The organism is Candidatus Methanosphaera massiliense (assembly GCF_028890305.1).
In the GTDB taxonomy this organism is placed as follows: Archaea; Methanobacteriota; Methanobacteria; order Methanobacteriales; family Methanobacteriaceae; genus Methanosphaera; species Methanosphaera massiliense.
Genome location: NZ_JARBXM010000001.1, coordinates 1,339,077 through 1,356,113, shown reverse-complemented (window position 1 = coordinate 1,356,113; position 17,037 = coordinate 1,339,077). Strand labels below are relative to the sequence as shown.

Annotated in this window: 17 protein-coding genes and 1 CRISPR repeat array; of the genes, 15 read left to right on the top strand and 2 right to left on the bottom strand. The window is 23.8% G+C overall.

Annotated elements, in window-relative coordinates; genetic code table 11:
• Window positions 1-400: 400 nt before the first annotated feature.
• The 10 genes from cas6 (at window position 401) to OTK55_RS06530 (ending at window position 12,363) form a co-directional block, all read left to right on the top strand.
• Entirely contained in the window at window positions 401-1,099 is a 699-nt protein-coding gene (cas6, locus tag OTK55_RS06575; protein WP_274871348.1) for a CRISPR-associated endoribonuclease Cas6, read from the top strand.
• A 4-nt stretch (window positions 1,100-1,103) separates the two neighbouring features.
• Window positions 1,104-3,020 (top strand): type I-B CRISPR-associated protein Cas8b/Csh1, encoded by a 1,917-nt coding sequence (gene cas8b, locus OTK55_RS06570; RefSeq protein WP_274871346.1) that lies wholly within the window; start codon window positions 1,104-1,106, stop codon window positions 3,018-3,020.
• Window positions 3,013-3,912, top strand: a complete 900-nt coding sequence (gene cas7b / locus OTK55_RS06565; RefSeq protein WP_274871344.1) for a type I-B CRISPR-associated protein Cas7/Csh2 — start codon at window positions 3,013-3,015, stop codon at window positions 3,910-3,912. The genes cas8b and cas7b overlap by 8 nt, the downstream gene beginning before the upstream one ends.
• Before the next feature lie 9 nt (window positions 3,913-3,921).
• Window positions 3,922-4,617 (top strand): type I-B CRISPR-associated protein Cas5b, encoded by a 696-nt coding sequence (gene cas5b, locus OTK55_RS06560; protein ID WP_274871342.1) that lies wholly within the window; start codon window positions 3,922-3,924, stop codon window positions 4,615-4,617.
• Complete coding sequence (gene cas3, locus OTK55_RS06555; RefSeq protein ID WP_274871341.1) at window positions 4,601-6,985, top strand: CRISPR-associated helicase Cas3'; 2,385 nt, start codon at window positions 4,601-4,603, stop codon at window positions 6,983-6,985. Before cas5b ends, cas3 begins: the two co-directional genes overlap by 17 nt.
• 4 nt (window positions 6,986-6,989) lie before the next feature.
• Complete coding sequence (cas4, locus tag OTK55_RS06550) at window positions 6,990-7,490, top strand: CRISPR-associated protein Cas4 (protein WP_274871340.1); 501 nt, start codon at window positions 6,990-6,992, stop codon at window positions 7,488-7,490.
• A 299-nt stretch (window positions 7,491-7,789) separates the two neighbouring features.
• Window positions 7,790-8,767 (top strand): transposase, encoded by a 978-nt coding sequence (locus OTK55_RS06545; protein WP_274870513.1) that lies wholly within the window; start codon window positions 7,790-7,792, stop codon window positions 8,765-8,767.
• Window positions 8,721-9,698, top strand: a complete 978-nt coding sequence (gene cas1b / locus OTK55_RS06540) for a type I-B CRISPR-associated endonuclease Cas1b (protein ID WP_274871338.1) — start codon at window positions 8,721-8,723, stop codon at window positions 9,696-9,698. The genes OTK55_RS06545 and cas1b overlap by 47 nt, the downstream gene beginning before the upstream one ends.
• Before the next feature lie 2 nt (window positions 9,699-9,700).
• A complete protein-coding gene (gene cas2, locus OTK55_RS06535; protein WP_274871337.1) occupies window positions 9,701-9,961 on the top strand; it encodes a CRISPR-associated endonuclease Cas2 in 261 nt (86 codons plus the stop codon).
• Between the two features lie 124 nt (window positions 9,962-10,085).
• Window positions 10,086-12,090: a CRISPR direct-repeat array (repeat unit 29 nt; unit sequence CTTTAAAATAGACTTTATAGTATGTAAAC).
• A gap of 45 nt (window positions 12,091-12,135) precedes the next feature.
• The gene (locus OTK55_RS06530; RefSeq protein WP_274871336.1) at window positions 12,136-12,363 is read left to right on the top strand and encodes a hypothetical protein; all 228 of its coding nucleotides are present in this window, start codon (window positions 12,136-12,138) and stop codon (window positions 12,361-12,363) included.
• Between the two features lie 176 nt (window positions 12,364-12,539).
• On the opposite strand, the gene OTK55_RS06525 is transcribed toward OTK55_RS06530, so the two are convergent.
• Together OTK55_RS06525 and OTK55_RS06520 are read right to left on the bottom strand one after the other, a co-directional pair.
• Window positions 12,540-13,271: a hypothetical protein gene (locus OTK55_RS06525; protein WP_274871335.1), complete on the bottom strand. Its 732-nt coding sequence runs from the start codon at window positions 13,269-13,271 to the stop codon at window positions 12,540-12,542.
• 637 nt (window positions 13,272-13,908) lie between these two features.
• A complete protein-coding gene (locus OTK55_RS06520; protein ID WP_274870513.1) occupies window positions 13,909-14,886 on the bottom strand; it encodes a transposase in 978 nt (325 codons plus the stop codon).
• Between the two features lie 290 nt (window positions 14,887-15,176).
• Here OTK55_RS06520 and OTK55_RS06515 point away from each other — a divergent pair, with 290 nt between their 5' ends.
• From OTK55_RS06515 to OTK55_RS06495, 5 genes are all read left to right on the top strand, one after another.
• Window positions 15,177-15,395, top strand: coding sequence for a hypothetical protein (locus tag OTK55_RS06515; RefSeq protein ID WP_274871333.1), 219 nt, complete (start codon window positions 15,177-15,179; stop codon window positions 15,393-15,395).
• A 2-nt stretch (window positions 15,396-15,397) separates the two neighbouring features.
• Complete coding sequence (locus OTK55_RS06510; protein WP_274871332.1) at window positions 15,398-15,652, top strand: type II toxin-antitoxin system RelE family toxin; 255 nt, start codon at window positions 15,398-15,400, stop codon at window positions 15,650-15,652.
• 216 nt (window positions 15,653-15,868) lie between these two features.
• Window positions 15,869-16,273 carry a hypothetical protein gene (locus tag OTK55_RS06505; protein ID WP_274871331.1) on the top strand — a complete coding sequence of 135 codons (405 nt, stop codon included), beginning with the start codon at window positions 15,869-15,871 and terminating at the stop codon, window positions 16,271-16,273.
• A 20-nt stretch (window positions 16,274-16,293) separates the two neighbouring features.
• Window positions 16,294-16,566 (top strand): hypothetical protein, encoded by a 273-nt coding sequence (locus tag OTK55_RS06500; protein WP_274871329.1) that lies wholly within the window; start codon window positions 16,294-16,296, stop codon window positions 16,564-16,566.
• Window positions 16,567-16,575: 9 nt separating this feature from the next.
• Window positions 16,576-16,875 carry a hypothetical protein gene (locus tag OTK55_RS06495; RefSeq protein ID WP_274871328.1) on the top strand — a complete coding sequence of 100 codons (300 nt, stop codon included), beginning with the start codon at window positions 16,576-16,578 and terminating at the stop codon, window positions 16,873-16,875.
• The last annotated feature ends 162 nt before the right edge of the window (window positions 16,876-17,037 follow it).

Genomic DNA, 17,037 nt, shown 5'->3' with positions numbered 1-17,037 from the left:
TTTTATATGGTTAAACTATGATAAAAAATTAGATGATTCTAAATAAAAAGATATTGTATAATAATTTTTTTATTTTATATATTTTTGAACATAAATTATTAATAAAATCATTATCCTTATTTATTTTTAAAAGAAATAAGTAATATATTAAAATATTAAAATAATTTTTATTTATTAAATAAAACTCATATTATTGCTAAATTTTAAATAAAAATAAGTATAATTATATTTAAAAAAATAAATCTCATAAGAGTCATTTAATAATATATATAGAATAATTTGAGTATTTTATTATAATTTAACTGATTAAATAAATATATATAATATAATTGATAAAATATTAATAAAATTTGTATTAGTATAGATTTTTGTTTAAAAAATTGGAGGTATATAATAATATATGAGATTAATATTAAAATTCAAACCATTAATGGAATTTGATTATTATGCTATTAGTAAATATGATATACAAGGATTTATTTACTCTTTATTAAAAGATACTTCACTAGATTATTGGCACCAAAATCATGGATTCAAGTTCTTTAATTATTCAAATATATTTCCAATAACAGATTTTAAATCTAATGAAACTAAAATGCTAATCATATCTTCACCTAGTAAAGTATTAATAAAAACATTAGCTAACCAACTTAAAAATCAGAATACTATCCGATTAAATAATTACACCCTAAAACTAATTCAAGTAAAATCAATTAATATGAACGTTAAATCTAATATAATCACAGGTACACCAATAGTATTATTTGAAAATAATCAATCTAATAAGTATTTCTCATTTAAAAATAATGATCTTGATTTCTTTTTCAAAAGATTAAAAGATAATGCCATTAAAAAATATAACTCATATTATCATGAAGATATTCAACTAGATGAAAATATTGTTGACACTTTTAAATTTAAGAAAGAAGTTTCAATACGAATGAAAATAAATTATAAATCATTTATTGTAATTGGGAGTTTATGGGAATTTAAAAAAGATATTCTTAAATCAAATAAAAAATTCTATAACTTCTTATTCGATTGTGGATATGGAGAGAAAAATTCATTAGGAATGGGCTTTATAAACAATCAAAGGTGATTTTTTGATAGATGCATTATATAATATTGGTAAAGCTACAGTAGAAGATTATGGTAAAAATAGTTATGATAAGTTAAATCTTGAAGATAAAGTAAATATACAATCATTTAATAAAAATAATAGAGATAATACTCATGTAATTTATATTATTTTTAAAAAGGAATCGAATAATAAACTTAAATATAAAGAAGTTCGTCTTACAGAGTTTATTTTGAAAAATATTAATAAATTATTATATAAAGAGTATAAAAATTCATTAAATGGTTCTCCAACATTTCGAATAACCTCTGAAAATGATAAGAATAAGTTAAATAATAACTTTTCAAGTAAATTTATTAAGTTTTTTCAAGATTATAAGAAGCATTCAAAAATCTCATTATTACATGATGAAATAGAAAAAAATAAACATTTAATTGAAAGTGATTTAGAATCAAAACTTATTGAATCAGGTATATTTAATGAGAAAGGAAAAATTAATAAAAACGAAAAAACTAATAGACCATTCCAAGTTTTAGTATCAATGATTATTGAAGAGAATTCTACTGATAACTATTTAATAGATTATGAATGTTTTGTAAATATATTCTTTGAGAAAATAAAAAACAGTTATTATAAAACACATGGTAAGGAAATTTTATCTCCTCATGGAACTTGTCTATTATGTAATGAAGAAAAAAAAATTTATGGGAATGTTCTACCTGCTCTTAATTTAAAATATGGTGCAGTAGATAAAATAGGTAATATGCCTAATTTTTCACTTAAAGAAAATTGGAAACAAATTCCTATTTGTGAAGATTGTGCCTCTTATATAACTATTGGTAATAACTTTATTAATGAATACCTGGAATTTAGAGAGTTTGGTTTAAATTATTATGTTATACCTAAGTTTCTAATAAATCCAATTGAAAGTTTTAAAAAAGTATACAAATATTTTAAGAAAAATGACAAAAACAGTTATGGATTATTAGTATTAACATTAGAAAAATATTTGATGAAAAAAGCTATCAGTTTAAATGATTACTTAGAATTTGAATTTGTATATTTTTTTAGAAATCAAGATTCATTAAAAATTATTGGTTTTGTAGATAGTTTATTACCTTCATGGCTTAATAAAATATACCAAGAACAACTAAATATAGGAAAATATACAATATTTTCTGAAGATAATATGAAAAAGACATTTGGAGATTCTTTTAAAGGAAATCTTATTGAATATTTGATTAATCATAATGAATATTACACTAGCTCCAATTGGTATATTGGTTTTCTTCGTGAATATATGCCTAAGTTAAATAAGAAAACAGAAAATAAAGAATTTATAGAGATAATTACATCTATATTAAACGGAAGAAAAATTGATTACAATTTCCTATTATCTGTTTTTATGAAAAAAATAACAACTCAAATGTATAAGAAATCTACAAAGAATAATAATACTAATACTAATCAATATAATCAATTGCTTAACTTAAAATACACTACATTTAAATCTCTAATACTAATAATATTATTAGATAACTTAGATTTATTCAAAGGTGGAAGAGTCATGAATAATAATTATGATAATATATTAGAAATGTTAAAAAACGAGGATCAAAAAGTTGCTTTCTTAATGGGAGAATTATCTAGAATAGTAATAAATAGACAATATAAAGACCATAAATCAAGTTCTTTCTTAAATAAATTAAGAGGATTTTCATTAAACCATAAACAATTACAGAATTTATATCCTACACTAATTAGTAAACTTAAAGATTATAATATTTGGTATACACAGGATATCGAACGTTGTATTGCTGAATTATTGATAAAAACAGATTCTAATTGGAATTTAACTCGTGATGAAACTAGTTATTATTTTACTTTAGGATTTACAATGTATAAATATGAAAAAAAAGAAGAAGATGAGAAAGATGAATAGAAGTGAATTATTATTTTATTATGATATAAGTAATGGTAACCCTAATGGGGATGCCTATGAAAACAAACCAAGAATTGACGATGAAACTGGAATTAATTTAGTTACAGATGTAAGACTTAAAAGAACTATCAGAGACTATATCTATAATTATAAAGGAAAAGAAATATTTGTACGTGATAGTCTTAAAAAAAATGGTAAGTTAAAAAAAGCAGAAGAACGTGCTAAAGATTTTAAAGATGAAAAACAAATATTAGAGGACTGTATTGATTTAAGATTATTTGGAGCATTAATACCTAAAAAAATGACTTTAACGGGTCCTGTTCAGTTTAAAATGGGTAAATCATTACATAAAGTTGAAGTTAAACATATTAAAGGAACAGGTGGTTTTGCTTCAACTGGTGAAGAAAGTCAAAAAACATTCCGTGAAGAATATATATTACCTTATTCATTAATAGGGTTTTATGGAATTATTAATGAACTTGCTGCAAAGGAATCCAAGTTGACAGAAGAAGATATAAAAATATTATTAGAAGCAATGTGGAATGGAACAAAAAATTTAATAACACGATCAAAGTTCGGTCAAGTTCCAAGAATGTTACTACAAATAGAATATAAAGAAGATTACTTTTTTATAGGTGAATTAGACAATAGAGTTAAATTAAATTATGAAACTGAAGAAAATGATGAATATGACCTAGTTAAAGAAGATAAAGAATTACGAAAGATAGAACAATTAAAATTAGATTGTCATGAATTAATAGAAGTACTTGAAAAAAATAAAAATAAAATAAAACAAATAAACTATAAAATTGATAATTATCTTAAATTTGAGGACGATTTATTACCTAAACTTAAAGAATTAGGTATAAAAATTGAAGAAATTAAAGTTTAGAGGAAGAAAATGGATAATGAAAAAGTAATAGTTTTTGATATATGGTCTGATTTAGCTTGTTTTAGAAGAGGGTATACTACAACTTCTATTCTTTCATATCCTTTTCCAAGTCGTACAACTATTTCGGGTATTATAGCAGGAATTCTTGGTCTCGAACGTAATAGTTATCAGAAACTATTTCAAAAAAACAATAGTAAAATTGGATTAAAGATATTAAACCCTATAAAAAGAACAAGATTAAATTTAAATTATATTGAAACACGAAATGATCCACGTAGTTCAAGAACACAAATACCGATAGAATATATTAAAAATGCAAAATATAGAATTTATGTTCATCTTGATAATACAAACCAGATGAATGAGTTGTTTTATTTAATTAAAAATCATAAAACAAAATATTCTGTATATATGGGAGTTACGGAATGCTTAGCTAATTATTCCATTGTTGGTAATGGTCTACATGATTTAAAAAAAATGAAGGGTAAAAATATAAATATTGATTCTGTTGTATTAAAAAATAAATCTCAATTAATCATTGAAAAAAATAAGAAATATGGAATTATAAAATCTCCCGGATTTTTTAATAATAATAGAGAAGTGACTGAATTTATTGAATATTATTATGAAGAATTAGCTAATTCGATAAAACTTAAAGAATGTGAATATTATAGGATAGGTGAAGATAATGTCATGTTATACTGATAAAAATTCATTTTATTCTCATAAAGATAAAAAACTAATAACTCATTTAAAAAAAGTTGGAGAAATATCTAAAGAAATATTTCAACAAACGGATATAGATAATAAAGAATTCTATACTCAACTCTCTTTTTTAATTGGAATTTGTCATGATTTTGGTAAAGCAACTAGTTACTTTCAAAAACATTTGCAGGATGAAACTTATAAATCTACTTATGCAAATCATAGTCTTTTATCCGCATTCTTTTGTTATTATGTTATTAAAAATCTTTTAGATAATACTTCTTATAATTGTGAAAATTACCCGATTATGTCTTATTTAGTGATTAATCATCATCATGGAAACCTTAAAAATCTGATTGAAGCTCCTAGTGAAATCACAGCTTTAGATAAGGATATTAATACTGAAAAACAAATTGAGGATTTAGAAAAACATAAGAATACTAATGAATATCTAGAAATAAGAAAATTTTATAAAGATGAATGTAATATTGATATTAATGATTTTATAGAAAGCTACTTCTTAATCAAAGAGAATATTAATGACGATTTGTTTACACTTTCTATGGAAGAAAGCATGATGAATTATGAAGAGATAATAATGCTCTATTCAGTATTATTAGATTCAGATAAGTTTGATGCTTCGGAAACTCAGAATCTACCTCGGAAAGATAAATTACCTTCTCAGATTATTTCAAATTATAAAAAATCTAAATTTGGAGAAATTAAAGGTATTAATAAAATTAGAGAAGAGGCTTATAAGGAAGTAATGTGTTATGTAGATAAGTTGGACTTAAATAATAAACTTTATTCATTGACATTGCCTACAGGTATTGGTAAAACTTTGGATATATTTGCTTTTGCATTAAGACTACGAGAAAGAATACAAAAAGAAAAAAATATAACACCTCGTATTCTTTATGTTTTACCATTTTTAAGTATTATTGATCAAACTGAAACAGTACTAAATAATATTCTAGAAAAGTCTAATATAAAAGGTAATGATTATCTTTTAGTACAGACTTCTTTATCAGACACAACTTATAATACATCAGAAGATGAATCTATTACTGGTTATTCATCAGAATTATTAATAGATGGATGGTATTCAGAAATTGTAATAACTACTTCTATACAGTTTTTTTATTCAATCATTTCTAATAAAAATAAATCTCTACGTAAATTTCATAATTTAATTGATTCAATAGTTATTTTAGATGAAGTTCAATCTATTCCTATTAAATACTGGAATATAATAGCAACAATCCTTAAAGATATTGCGTATAATTATCATGTATGGATTATTCTTATGACAGCTACACAACCACTTATTTTTAATCCAGAGCATATATATGAAATAATTGAAAATAAGCAATTTTACTTCCAAAAATTTAATAGAATTGAGTATTATTTTCATAAAGAACCAGTAGATTTAAAAGAATTTTGTCAACAAGCTAGTAATATTATAGAGAATAATAAAAATAAAGATATAATGTTTGTGGTTAATACAATTCATTGTTCCAGGATATTATATAATCATATATCTAATAATATTAATGTCAGTGATAAAGAATTAATTTATTTATCAACTAATATTGTTCCAAAAGATAGACGAGATAGGATTGATAAAATTGAAAAAAAGAGTAATAAACAAAAGATTATTGTAACAACTCAATTAATTGAGGCTGGTGTGGATATAGATGTTGATATTATATATCGTGATTTTGCACCTATAGATAGTATTATTCAAACCGCAGGTAGATGTAATAGGAACAATAATAATGGAAAGGGAGAAGTTCATATAATAAAGCTGAAAGATGACCAAAATAGATATTTTTATAACATGATATATGATAGTGTTTTAATTAGTGCTACTGATGAATTAATAAATAATTTAGATTCAACTAATAACGATATTATAACAGCTTCAGAGAATGAATTTAATCTTAAAATTCCAAATGAATACTATAAAATACTCAAAGATAGAATTTCACAGGAACAATCAGATAAATTAAATGAAAAAATCAGTAATCTTGAATTAGAAACTATTCCCAATGATTTTAAATTAATTGAAAACTTAGATAATCCCGTGAATGTATTCATTGAAAAAGATAAATCTGCAGAAAGACTATGGGCGGATTATATTTCAATTTGTGAAAATTCTAATAAAATGGAATCTCGACAGAAATTCAGGGAAATAAGGTCAGATTTCTATAGTTACATTATACATATTCCAAAATATAAAACAGGGGCTGATTTTCATGATAATGAAAAAACAATTGTAAATATTCCTAGAGATGAATTAACACGTAAATATGATGAAGAAACTGGTTTTATTCCTAAAAAAGAACAAGATCCTAACATATGGTGATTTAATGGTTGATAATTTTAAAGTTTCTGGGGTTATGGTTCATTATTATATTTTATGTAAGAGAAAATTATGGTTTTATATTCATAATATTAATATGGCATATGATAATGATGATATTACTATTGGAAAAGATATTCATAAAAATAGTTTTAAAAGAAAAAATAAAGAAATTCAAATAGATAATATGGTTTTTGATTTTATTGAAGATAAAAATAAATTAACTATTTTTGAAGTTAAAAAATCAAGTAAACTACTTAAAAGTTCCAAGTATCAATTATATTATTATTTATATTCATTGAAAAAAGTAGGATTAGATTCTAAGGGAGTTTTAGTTTTTCCTAAAGAAAAAAAGAGAGAATCTATATACTTATCAAGTGATATTGAAGAAGAACTTAATGAAATAATTAGTAATATTAGTAAAATAGCAGAACAAGAAAAACCGCCAAAAGAAATTAATACTTCTTATTGTAGAAAATGTTCTTTTTTTGAATTATGTAAAATCTAATCATATACAGAAGGTGATTTTTATTAAAGAACCATTATATATTAATTCAAATGGTATTTTATCAAGAAAAGATAATACATTATTATTTAGGCTTTGTAGAAAACCTATAATTTTATAATAAAAATCTTTATGAAAACATTACCAGATCTTTTAAAATTAAATTATAATAAAAAATAGACAATTAAATAAAAAAATTACACTTGAAATTAATCTAAATTATAAAATCAAAGAATAATAATAAGTTTAAAAGTAATACAATAAGAATAAGTATTTATTTAAAGAGTAGAATAGATATAAATATGCTAAACGAAAATATCTATTCTACAAATAAGTATTTGAATTCTAAACAACTTAAACTTTTCGATTTTGGAATTCAAAGACAAAATAATAATTATTTATCAGAAATATCCAAAAATGAAAAAATAAATTTAACACACAATATGATGTTAGATTTCGTATTAACAGCATATAATTATGCTAAATTAACTTTTAACAAATATTCATCACACTATTCAAAGAAAAAATACACACAACCACAATTATTTGCAATAATAGCTTATAAAATATACAATAAATACGATTACAGAACAACAATTGATAATCTAAACGTATCAACTAAATTACAGAAAGCTTTAAGACTAAAAACGATACCACATCACACAACAATTCAGAAATTCTTCAAAAGAATAGAAACAAAACAAATAAACAATATTAACAGACTATTATTACAATATTTCCCTGTGAAAGAGTGTTATTTCAGTTTAGATGGAACAGGATACACTAATTCCTATTCAGACATCTATTACAACAATAGAACAAATAAAACAAGACGACAATACATAAAAAACCATATCACAATCGATTCAAAATATATGTTAATAAGACATTACAATGCTTTAAAAGGACCAAAATTCGATACAGTATTTGCAATAAGTGCAATTAGAGCAATAAAGAAGTACAAACCACGGTATATATTAGCAGATAGAGCATATGACTCAGAAATAATTAAAAAAACAATAGTAGAAGAAACAACAGCATTACCACAAATACCTGTGAAAACTAGACAAAAATCAGGAAAATATAGGAGTAAATGTAGAACTATCTTCTTAAAACCAGTATATAACTTCAGAAATCAAGTAGAATGTGTGAATAGTATTCAAAAAAGAAGATTTAATGGAATAAACAATAGTAGATCTACGAAATTACAAATAAAAGAAACAAAATTAAAAAATGTGTTTTATAATATTTATAGATCTATTCAAATTTTGCAAAAATAGGATTTCTACAAAGCCATTATTTATTAATAAGGAAAATAAGAGAAAAATACCTATTAATGCTATTGAACAAATAAATTGTTTAGGAAAAGTATCACTAAAATCAGGTGCTATAGCATTGCTACTCAAAGAGAAAAAGATTGTGAATATATTTAACAAATATGGTTATTACCAAGGGTCATTATATCCTAGGCTAAAATTAAATTCAGGTAAAATAGTAGTTCAACAAGCTTTATTTTATAATGATAATATTAAAAGAAATGAGATTGCATTAGAAATGGTTAAAGGTATGAAACATAATATGCTTACAACTTTAAAATATTATCAGAAAAAAGGTAAAAATCTTGGTCAAAATATCAATAAAATAAATAATATAGCAGTTAAAGGTAATACCATTAATCAAATACTTAGTTGTGAAGGAAGAATATGGGAAGAATATTATCCATCATTTAACCAAATTACAAAAAATTATAAAATAGAAAAAAGACAATATAGACCTCCAACCGATGAGATTAATACACTTATCTCTTTCGGAAATGCATTATTATATACCACAACATTATCTCAGATATATCATACATATCTTCATCCTTCAATAAGTTTCTTGCATGAACCTAGAGAAAGAAGATATTCATTAGCTTGTGATTTAGCAGATATATTTAAACCAATCATAGTTAGCAGAACAATCTTCAAACTAGTTAATAATAATATGATTAAACAAAAACATTTCAAAGAAGACATAGGATTATATCTAACTGAAAATGGAAGAAAAATATTTATTAAAGAATACCAGAAAAAATTAAAAACAACAGTTAAACATCCAAGACTAAACAAAAAAGTATCATATGAGTATTTAATTCGTTTAGAAGGATATAAACTAATAAAACATTTATTAAATGATAAAAAATATGAAAGCTTTAAAATGTGGTGGTAACAATGTATATACTCATTGTATATGACATTAATACTAAAAATGTAAGCATAATACATAACTTTTTAAGAACACATTTAACATGGATACAAAATTCAGTATTTGAAGGAGAAGTAACAAAAGCACAATACAATACAATTAAAGAAAAACTCAATGAATTAGTAGATTATGAAAAAGATTCCATAATAATTTATGAAATACCTAAAAAATATGTTAAAAAGTCCATTATTGGAATCGAAAAAAATAATATTGATTTTATTATATAAATAATTATATAAAAATCTTGTCCACGTATCAATAAAAACAACATTATTATATGTAGACAAAATAAAATAATAATATAAGACAACTTAGACTTTCTTATAGTAATAATACATCATATTAGCTGGCCTTTAAAATAGACTTTATAGTATGTAAACACTGAAAAAAAGATTACCTTTGAAAATAATATAAGTTCTTTAAAATAGACTTTATAGTATGTAAACCCTTCAGCAGCTAATTTGATTTGTCTATAATAGAGGCTTTAAAATAGACTTTATAGTATGTAAACCCGAGTATACACATAATTATAATATAAACATAACAACTTTAAAATAGACTTTATAGTATGTAAACCTGATGATTTTTAGCTTATTTAGAGGGGATGCTTTTCTTTAAAATAGACTTTATAGTATGTAAACCTTGGTATTGTGAGTGTTACTGTACATGTATAATTACCCTTTAAAATAGACTTTATAGTATGTAAACCCCACTAACCGACAATCCATAAGTAAGGAATTCTCCTTTAAAATAGACTTTATAGTATGTAAACCCTTACTATACTGCACCTTTTTAGCAATCAACTTATCACTTTAAAATAGACTTTATAGTATGTAAACTTATATTATCGTCAACAAGCAGTATTAAAAACATATCCTTTAAAATAGACTTTATAGTATGTAAACTCGCTATTATGTCCAGCTGCCCAGATTACGCTAATACCCTTTAAAATAGACTTTATAGTATGTAAACTCAATACAAACGTGTGGAAAACATCCTCCTTCAGCTTCTTTAAAATAGACTTTATAGTATGTAAACGTATAAGCACCAATAATACCACTAACAATAATTTCCACCTTTAAAATAGACTTTATAGTATGTAAACCTAGGTACTTATTTCTTCGAACTGTTTACAAACTTGACTTTAAAATAGACTTTATAGTATGTAAACCCACAGTAATGCTTCATTAATTTGAGTGTTTGTATCCTTTAAAATAGACTTTATAGTATGTAAACCAATCATTCACAGCTATTGCCGTGTATTTGGGACGGCTTTAAAATAGACTTTATAGTATGTAAACTTATCTATGGGACAAGCAAAAATATTATCTAATATGCTTTAAAATAGACTTTATAGTATGTAAACCTGGATAATGCAGATGCTCCGTCAACCCATGTACCATCTTTAAAATAGACTTTATAGTATGTAAACGTCATACATTTTGATTACATCATCCCTTCCTTTTCTTGCTTTAAAATAGACTTTATAGTATGTAAACCTCACCAATAACTCACTAATAACCACAAGAATCAAAGCTTTAAAATAGACTTTATAGTATGTAAACATATTACTGACCAGTTCAACAAGTTACGAGACCAAACTTTAAAATAGACTTTATAGTATGTAAACTTTATCAGTAATAAATGCATTACTAAAAATAACATGCTTTAAAATAGACTTTATAGTATGTAAACTACGTATATAATCAAGACATATTCCACTAATTTTTGTACTTTAAAATAGACTTTATAGTATGTAAACCTATAATTTATAATAAGTGTATGTGATCCATTAGCATCTTTAAAATAGACTTTATAGTATGTAAACTCAGGTACAAGTGTAAGGTCTACTTCTATTTCATCACTTTAAAATAGACTTTATAGTATGTAAACTAAGTAACAGTAACTCCTTCAATATAATAACGATTTTCTTTAAAATAGACTTTATAGTATGTAAACTCACTAAAATGAGTAATACTCATACAAGCTGTTTTATCCTTTAAAATAGACTTTATAGTATGTAAACTTTGAATCAATTGTAAAATTATCTGAAAAATAATTATCTTTAAAATAGACTTTATAGTATGTAAACTAAGATAAGCACGATGATATGTTGTTTTCTCACCTTCTTTAAAATAGACTTTATAGTATGTAAACAAAGATCATCTAGATGAATTATACGATGAACTACTTGAACTTTAAAATAGACTTTATAGTATGTAAACCCCGTAAATTGGACCATACTTGTCATAATGACTAGTATCTTTAAAATAGACTTTATAGTATGTAAACCTCTATAACTTTGATGACCTAGCAGCATTATTAGACTTTAAAATAGACTTTATAGTATGTAAACATACATAATATAAGTTAAAGGTGATATATATGCAACAGGAAAGTAATGAAGAAATACAGGAAAAAAATAAATAAAATACAAGAAAATGTATTAAAAACACAAACAAAAATATCAGAAGACCTATACTATATGATACAAAACCCATACAAATACGAAAAAGAAATGTTTGAAAAATATTATCTTACAAGTATGGTATTAGATTCACTTGAATTTATAGGAGAACCTGACTGGGTTACCTTGAAATGTGAAGAAAAAGAAAAAAAGGAAGAATAAAAAAAAATTGTATACAGTTACATATGTCCCAGAAGCAGATGCAAGTTTATATAAAATTCATGGAAGACCCTATAAGTTACAGTAACCCCTAAGTGATAATATAATAATAAACTATATGATTTGAGTGTACTCACCATGCATGTAACTGTATTGGTATTTCTCCTCAATTATTTTTTTTAACTATCTCCTATTTCCTGTAATCGTTTCTGTTGTTCTCGTGGGCTAAGTCCTGCTTCTTGAAACTGTCCTTTACCCGTAGTATATCCATTCTCATCAATGTATCCCTTCTTATACTGGTCTGTATCAGTATAATCTGGTTTATTTGATGAACTACTTCTACTTTTACTTGTTGATTGTGATTTAGAACTACTTGGAGTTGCTGTACTTAATGTAGTAGTATTAGTTGTATTATTAAGTGTTAGATTTGCAAGAGTAGTATTTCCCCCCACAGGATTTATACCTGTTTTATTAATACTTTTAGCTGCATGTGTAACAGCATCAATGTTTGTACCAGTAATTAGTATTATACACTTATTTTGTTCGTCTGTTTCATAATATGAATAAGTACCACTCTTATTTGACACGGATACATTATTATAGGTAACATTTTGTGCTAGATTACTTCCATATTGTAATCCTATATCTATTACTGCTTGTGCTGTTCCATTTGCATCAGCTAGGTCTCGTAATGCCCATGTCTTTATTGATAGATTATTATCGTGGTCATCATAGGTGTTATAGTTTGCACTGTTATTATTAACTGTTGTATCACTGTTAGGTACTTCTATTGTTATTCCAGTCATGGAAATAGTTTTATATTCTGATTGGGTTAAGTAGTATGCTCCAACTCCTATAGCACATATAATTATTGCTGCTACTACTATTATTATCATGTTTTTAGTTCTCATATTTGATTATTTCACTCCTATAATTTTTTTAGAATAGGTTATATAATAGTATATACTTATAGGAGTTATAATCTTTTCTATTATTTTACTATGTTGGTTTCTTTAAATTAAATATTTGATGTAATAATACCATTAGTAGATGATTTTAAGGTTACTATTGATTGTCAACAATTAATAATTAAACATGAAAAAGAATTAAATGAACTACGTCAAGTATATCATAATTATCCTATGATTAAGTGAATTCATTTAAATAAGTATTATTCTGATTTAATAAACACTACCTAAAAATATACTGATTAAACATGAAATAAATTTGTCAAAAGATTAGGTTAATGTTATGTTTTAGTTGAAAGTAGGTGTTTTATTATAAGTATATGTATTAGTTTTATAATATTATCCACAAACATTAATTTTGTCTGTTGTGATTGTTTCGAGAAATGTTAATATTTCAATTAGTTTGTTCTTTGGTATATGTAATTCCACCTAGTTATTATTAATTATGTATTATAATTCTTTGTAGTATATACAATTATTGTACTAATAAAGTGAATTATAAAATACATAAAATGAACTAAAATAATATTCAAAAAAAACATACCCCTTCCTTTAAACAAATTAAGGCTTTGTAGAAATCCTATTTTTGCAAAATTTGAATAGATCTATAAATATTATAAAACACATTTTTTAATTTTGTTTCTTTTATTTGTAATTTCGTAGATCTACTATTGTTTATTCCATTAAATCTTCTTTTTTGAATACTATTCACACATTCTACTTGATTTCTGAAGTTATATACTGGTTTTAAGAAGATAGTTCTACATTTACTCCTATATTTTCCTGATTTTTGTCTAGTTTTCACAGGTATTTGTGGTAATGCTGTTGTTTCTTCTACTATTGTTTTTTTAATTATTTCTGAGTCATATGCTCTATCTGCTAATATATACCGTGGTTTGTACTTCTTTATTGCTCTAATTGCACTTATTGCAAATACTGTATCGAATTTTGGTCCTTTTAAAGCATTGTAATGTCTTATTAACATATATTTTGAATCGATTGTGATATGGTTTTTTATGTATTGTCGTCTTGTTTTATTTGTTCTATTGTTGTAATAGATGTCTGAATAGGAATTAGTGTATCCTGTTCCATCTAAACTGAAATAACACTCTTTCACAGGGAAATATTGTAATAATAGTCTGTTAATATTGTTTATTTGTTTTGTTTCTATTCTTTTGAAGAATTTCTGAATTGTTGTGTGATGTGGTATCGTTTTTAGTCTTAAAGCTTTCTGTAATTTAGTTGATACGTTTAGATTATCAATTGTTGTTCTGTAATCGTATTTATTGTATATTTTATAAGCTATTATTGCAAATAATTGTGGTTGTGTGTATTTTTTCTTTGAATAGTGTGATGAATATTTGTTAAAAGTTAATTTAGCATAATTATATGCTGTTAATACGAAATCTAACATCATATTGTGTGTTAAATTTATTTTTTCATTTTTGGATATTTCTGATAAATAATTATTATTTTGTCTTTGAATTCCAAAATCGAAAAGTTTAAGTTGTTTAGAATTCAAATACTTATTTGTAGAATAGATATTTTCGTTTAGCATATTTATATCTATTCTACTCTTTAAATAAATACTTATTCTTATTGTATTACTTTTAAACTTATTATTATTCTTTGATTTTATAATTTAGATTAATTTCAAGTGTAATTTTTTTATTTAATTATCTATTTTCTATTATAATTTAATTTTAAAAGATCTGATAATGTTTTCATAAAGATTTTTATTATAAAATTATATGTTTTCTACAAAGCCCAAATTAAATTATAACTAATATAATTAGTATAATACTTATAATAATTATAATATAATAATTAATAGAGGTTTGATATAATATGTCCAAAACAATTAAAATAAGTGATAGTGTACACTACCAACTAGGATTAAAAGGAAATAAAAATGACACATATAATGATATTATCCAACGCTTACTAGAAGACTACGATGAATATCATGAAATTAAAGATTTAATAGAAGCAGACGAAGAACTTGAACAAGGAAAAACAATACATTTCAATTCATTAACTGAACTTGAAGAATACTTAGAGGATTAACAATGGAATTAGAATTTAAACGTTCTGCTTTAAAACAATTAAAATATTATAAAAAGAAAAATCCAGAAGCTTATAAAATAATTTATAAAAAATTAGAAGAAATAATGGAAAATCCAAATGATTCCAGTTATAAAAAAGTAAAGAAATATCCACAATATAAAAGAGCAAGAAAAGGAGATTACAGAATATGTTTTAAAGTATTAAATAATTGTATATATATTGGACGCATTGAAAATAGATCCAAAGTATACAATTAAATAATACTCCTTAGTTCATATACATATTCATATTAAATAAAGTATAACATATCGATTCGAAGGAGGATTTATTCTTTTAATTATGAAAAAAATAGTACATTACCTCTCTAAAATTATAAAAGGATATACCATTATTAAACTAAAACCAACCAAAAAAAAGGTATAATAACAAAAATTAGAATTATTACCACATGTTACTTATAGGAGAAAAATATAATGATATTAAATGATTTTTTAGGGGATTCTAGTAGAATTGAGATTTTAGAATCCTTTTTAGATAATGAAGGTTACAGTTTAACTTTGGATGATGTTAGACGGATTAGTGAAGTTTCTAATCCATTACCTGATTTAACTATTTTAGTAAAAATAGGAGTACTCTCTGAACGCAATGGAGAATACGAATTAAACCTAAAAGATAAGCGTGTTATTTATTTAAGTTTAATTGATAATGAAGAATATTCTAGGAAAATTAAAGAAATGAATAAAAAGGGAATTTTTAATGAAGTAAAAACCTTTTCTTCGGATATAAACTATATTGAACAAAATTCAGGGAATAAAGCTACGTTCACGTATTTAAAAGAAGAATCACCTATTAAATCATGTGAATTAGTGAGTATATAGTATTATTGGTGTGATAAAAAATGAGTAAAAATGTTACTAAAGATATAAATTATAATCAATTTCCTGATGTGGACGATGAATTAGAACAAAAATACGTAAATGGTGGAGGCGTGTTATCTACTCCAAATGAAATCCACTTGATTTTATTATCTAATCGTATTATCCCTGGAAACCCATTAAGTATATCAAGAAAAGCAGAAATGGATATTATTTTAACACCTGAAACTGCTGAACAAATTGGTCAATTATTAATTTCTGAAGCTCAAAAATATAAAAAATCATCTAAAAATTAGGAGGATTAAATGTCAAATGAAGAAGAATTTTCTGAATATGAAAAGAAAGTTCTAATAATTTTGGGTGGTTTGAATATTTCAAAAAATTGTAATGTTCAAAGACAAACAATTTTGAAACGTGTTCCTAATAAACTTCATAAAAAATGTGATAAAGCTATTAATAATTTAATTCGTAAAGGATATATTGGATATTATAGACGTCCAGATAATTTGATGGTTTCTCAAAAAGGTCGAAAAGTTACTCATACTTTAAAAGATGAGGATAATAAAAAGAAATATGGGGATTTACGTATTTTATTGATATTTTAATTATATAAAGTTATTATAGTTTATTCTTTTTTTCTCTATGTTTTTTATATTTTAAAAAATCTTTATTTGTGAGAATAATTGGTAAATTTTGCAGTAAATGAGACAAAATATAGGAAAGATAAATAAATAATAGAGTAATTAATCAAAGGAATTATAAAAGAT

Bases quoted from the DNA above. Each gene is read 5' to 3' on its own strand.
- cas1b (WP_274871338.1), top strand. From the start codon at position 8,721: ATGTGTTTTATAATATTTATAGATCTATTCAAATTTTGCAAAAATAGG.
- cas4 (WP_274871340.1), top strand. From the start codon at position 6,990: ATGGTTGATAATTTTAAAGTTTCTGGGGTTATGGTTCATTATTATATT.
- OTK55_RS06520 (WP_274870513.1), bottom strand. From the start codon at position 14,886: ATGCTAAACGAAAATATCTATTCTACAAATAAGTATTTGAATTCTAAA.
- OTK55_RS06530 (WP_274871336.1), top strand. From the start codon at position 12,136: ATGAAGAAATACAGGAAAAAAATAAATAAAATACAAGAAAATGTATTA.
- cas7b (WP_274871344.1), top strand. From the start codon at position 3,013: ATGAATAGAAGTGAATTATTATTTTATTATGATATAAGTAATGGTAAC.
- OTK55_RS06495 (WP_274871328.1), top strand. From the start codon at position 16,576: ATGTCAAATGAAGAAGAATTTTCTGAATATGAAAAGAAAGTTCTAATA.
- cas6 (WP_274871348.1), top strand. From the start codon at position 401: ATGAGATTAATATTAAAATTCAAACCATTAATGGAATTTGATTATTAT.
- cas5b (WP_274871342.1), top strand. From the start codon at position 3,922: ATGGATAATGAAAAAGTAATAGTTTTTGATATATGGTCTGATTTAGCT.
- OTK55_RS06505 (WP_274871331.1), top strand. From the start codon at position 15,869: ATGATATTAAATGATTTTTTAGGGGATTCTAGTAGAATTGAGATTTTA.
- cas2 (WP_274871337.1), top strand. From the start codon at position 9,701: ATGTATATACTCATTGTATATGACATTAATACTAAAAATGTAAGCATA.
- OTK55_RS06515 (WP_274871333.1), top strand. From the start codon at position 15,177: ATGTCCAAAACAATTAAAATAAGTGATAGTGTACACTACCAACTAGGA.
- OTK55_RS06525 (WP_274871335.1), bottom strand. From the start codon at position 13,271: ATGAGAACTAAAAACATGATAATAATAGTAGTAGCAGCAATAATTATA.
- OTK55_RS06500 (WP_274871329.1), top strand. From the start codon at position 16,294: ATGAGTAAAAATGTTACTAAAGATATAAATTATAATCAATTTCCTGAT.
- OTK55_RS06545 (WP_274870513.1), top strand. From the start codon at position 7,790: ATGCTAAACGAAAATATCTATTCTACAAATAAGTATTTGAATTCTAAA.
- OTK55_RS06510 (WP_274871332.1), top strand. From the start codon at position 15,398: ATGGAATTAGAATTTAAACGTTCTGCTTTAAAACAATTAAAATATTAT.
- cas3 (WP_274871341.1), top strand. From the start codon at position 4,601: ATGTCATGTTATACTGATAAAAATTCATTTTATTCTCATAAAGATAAA.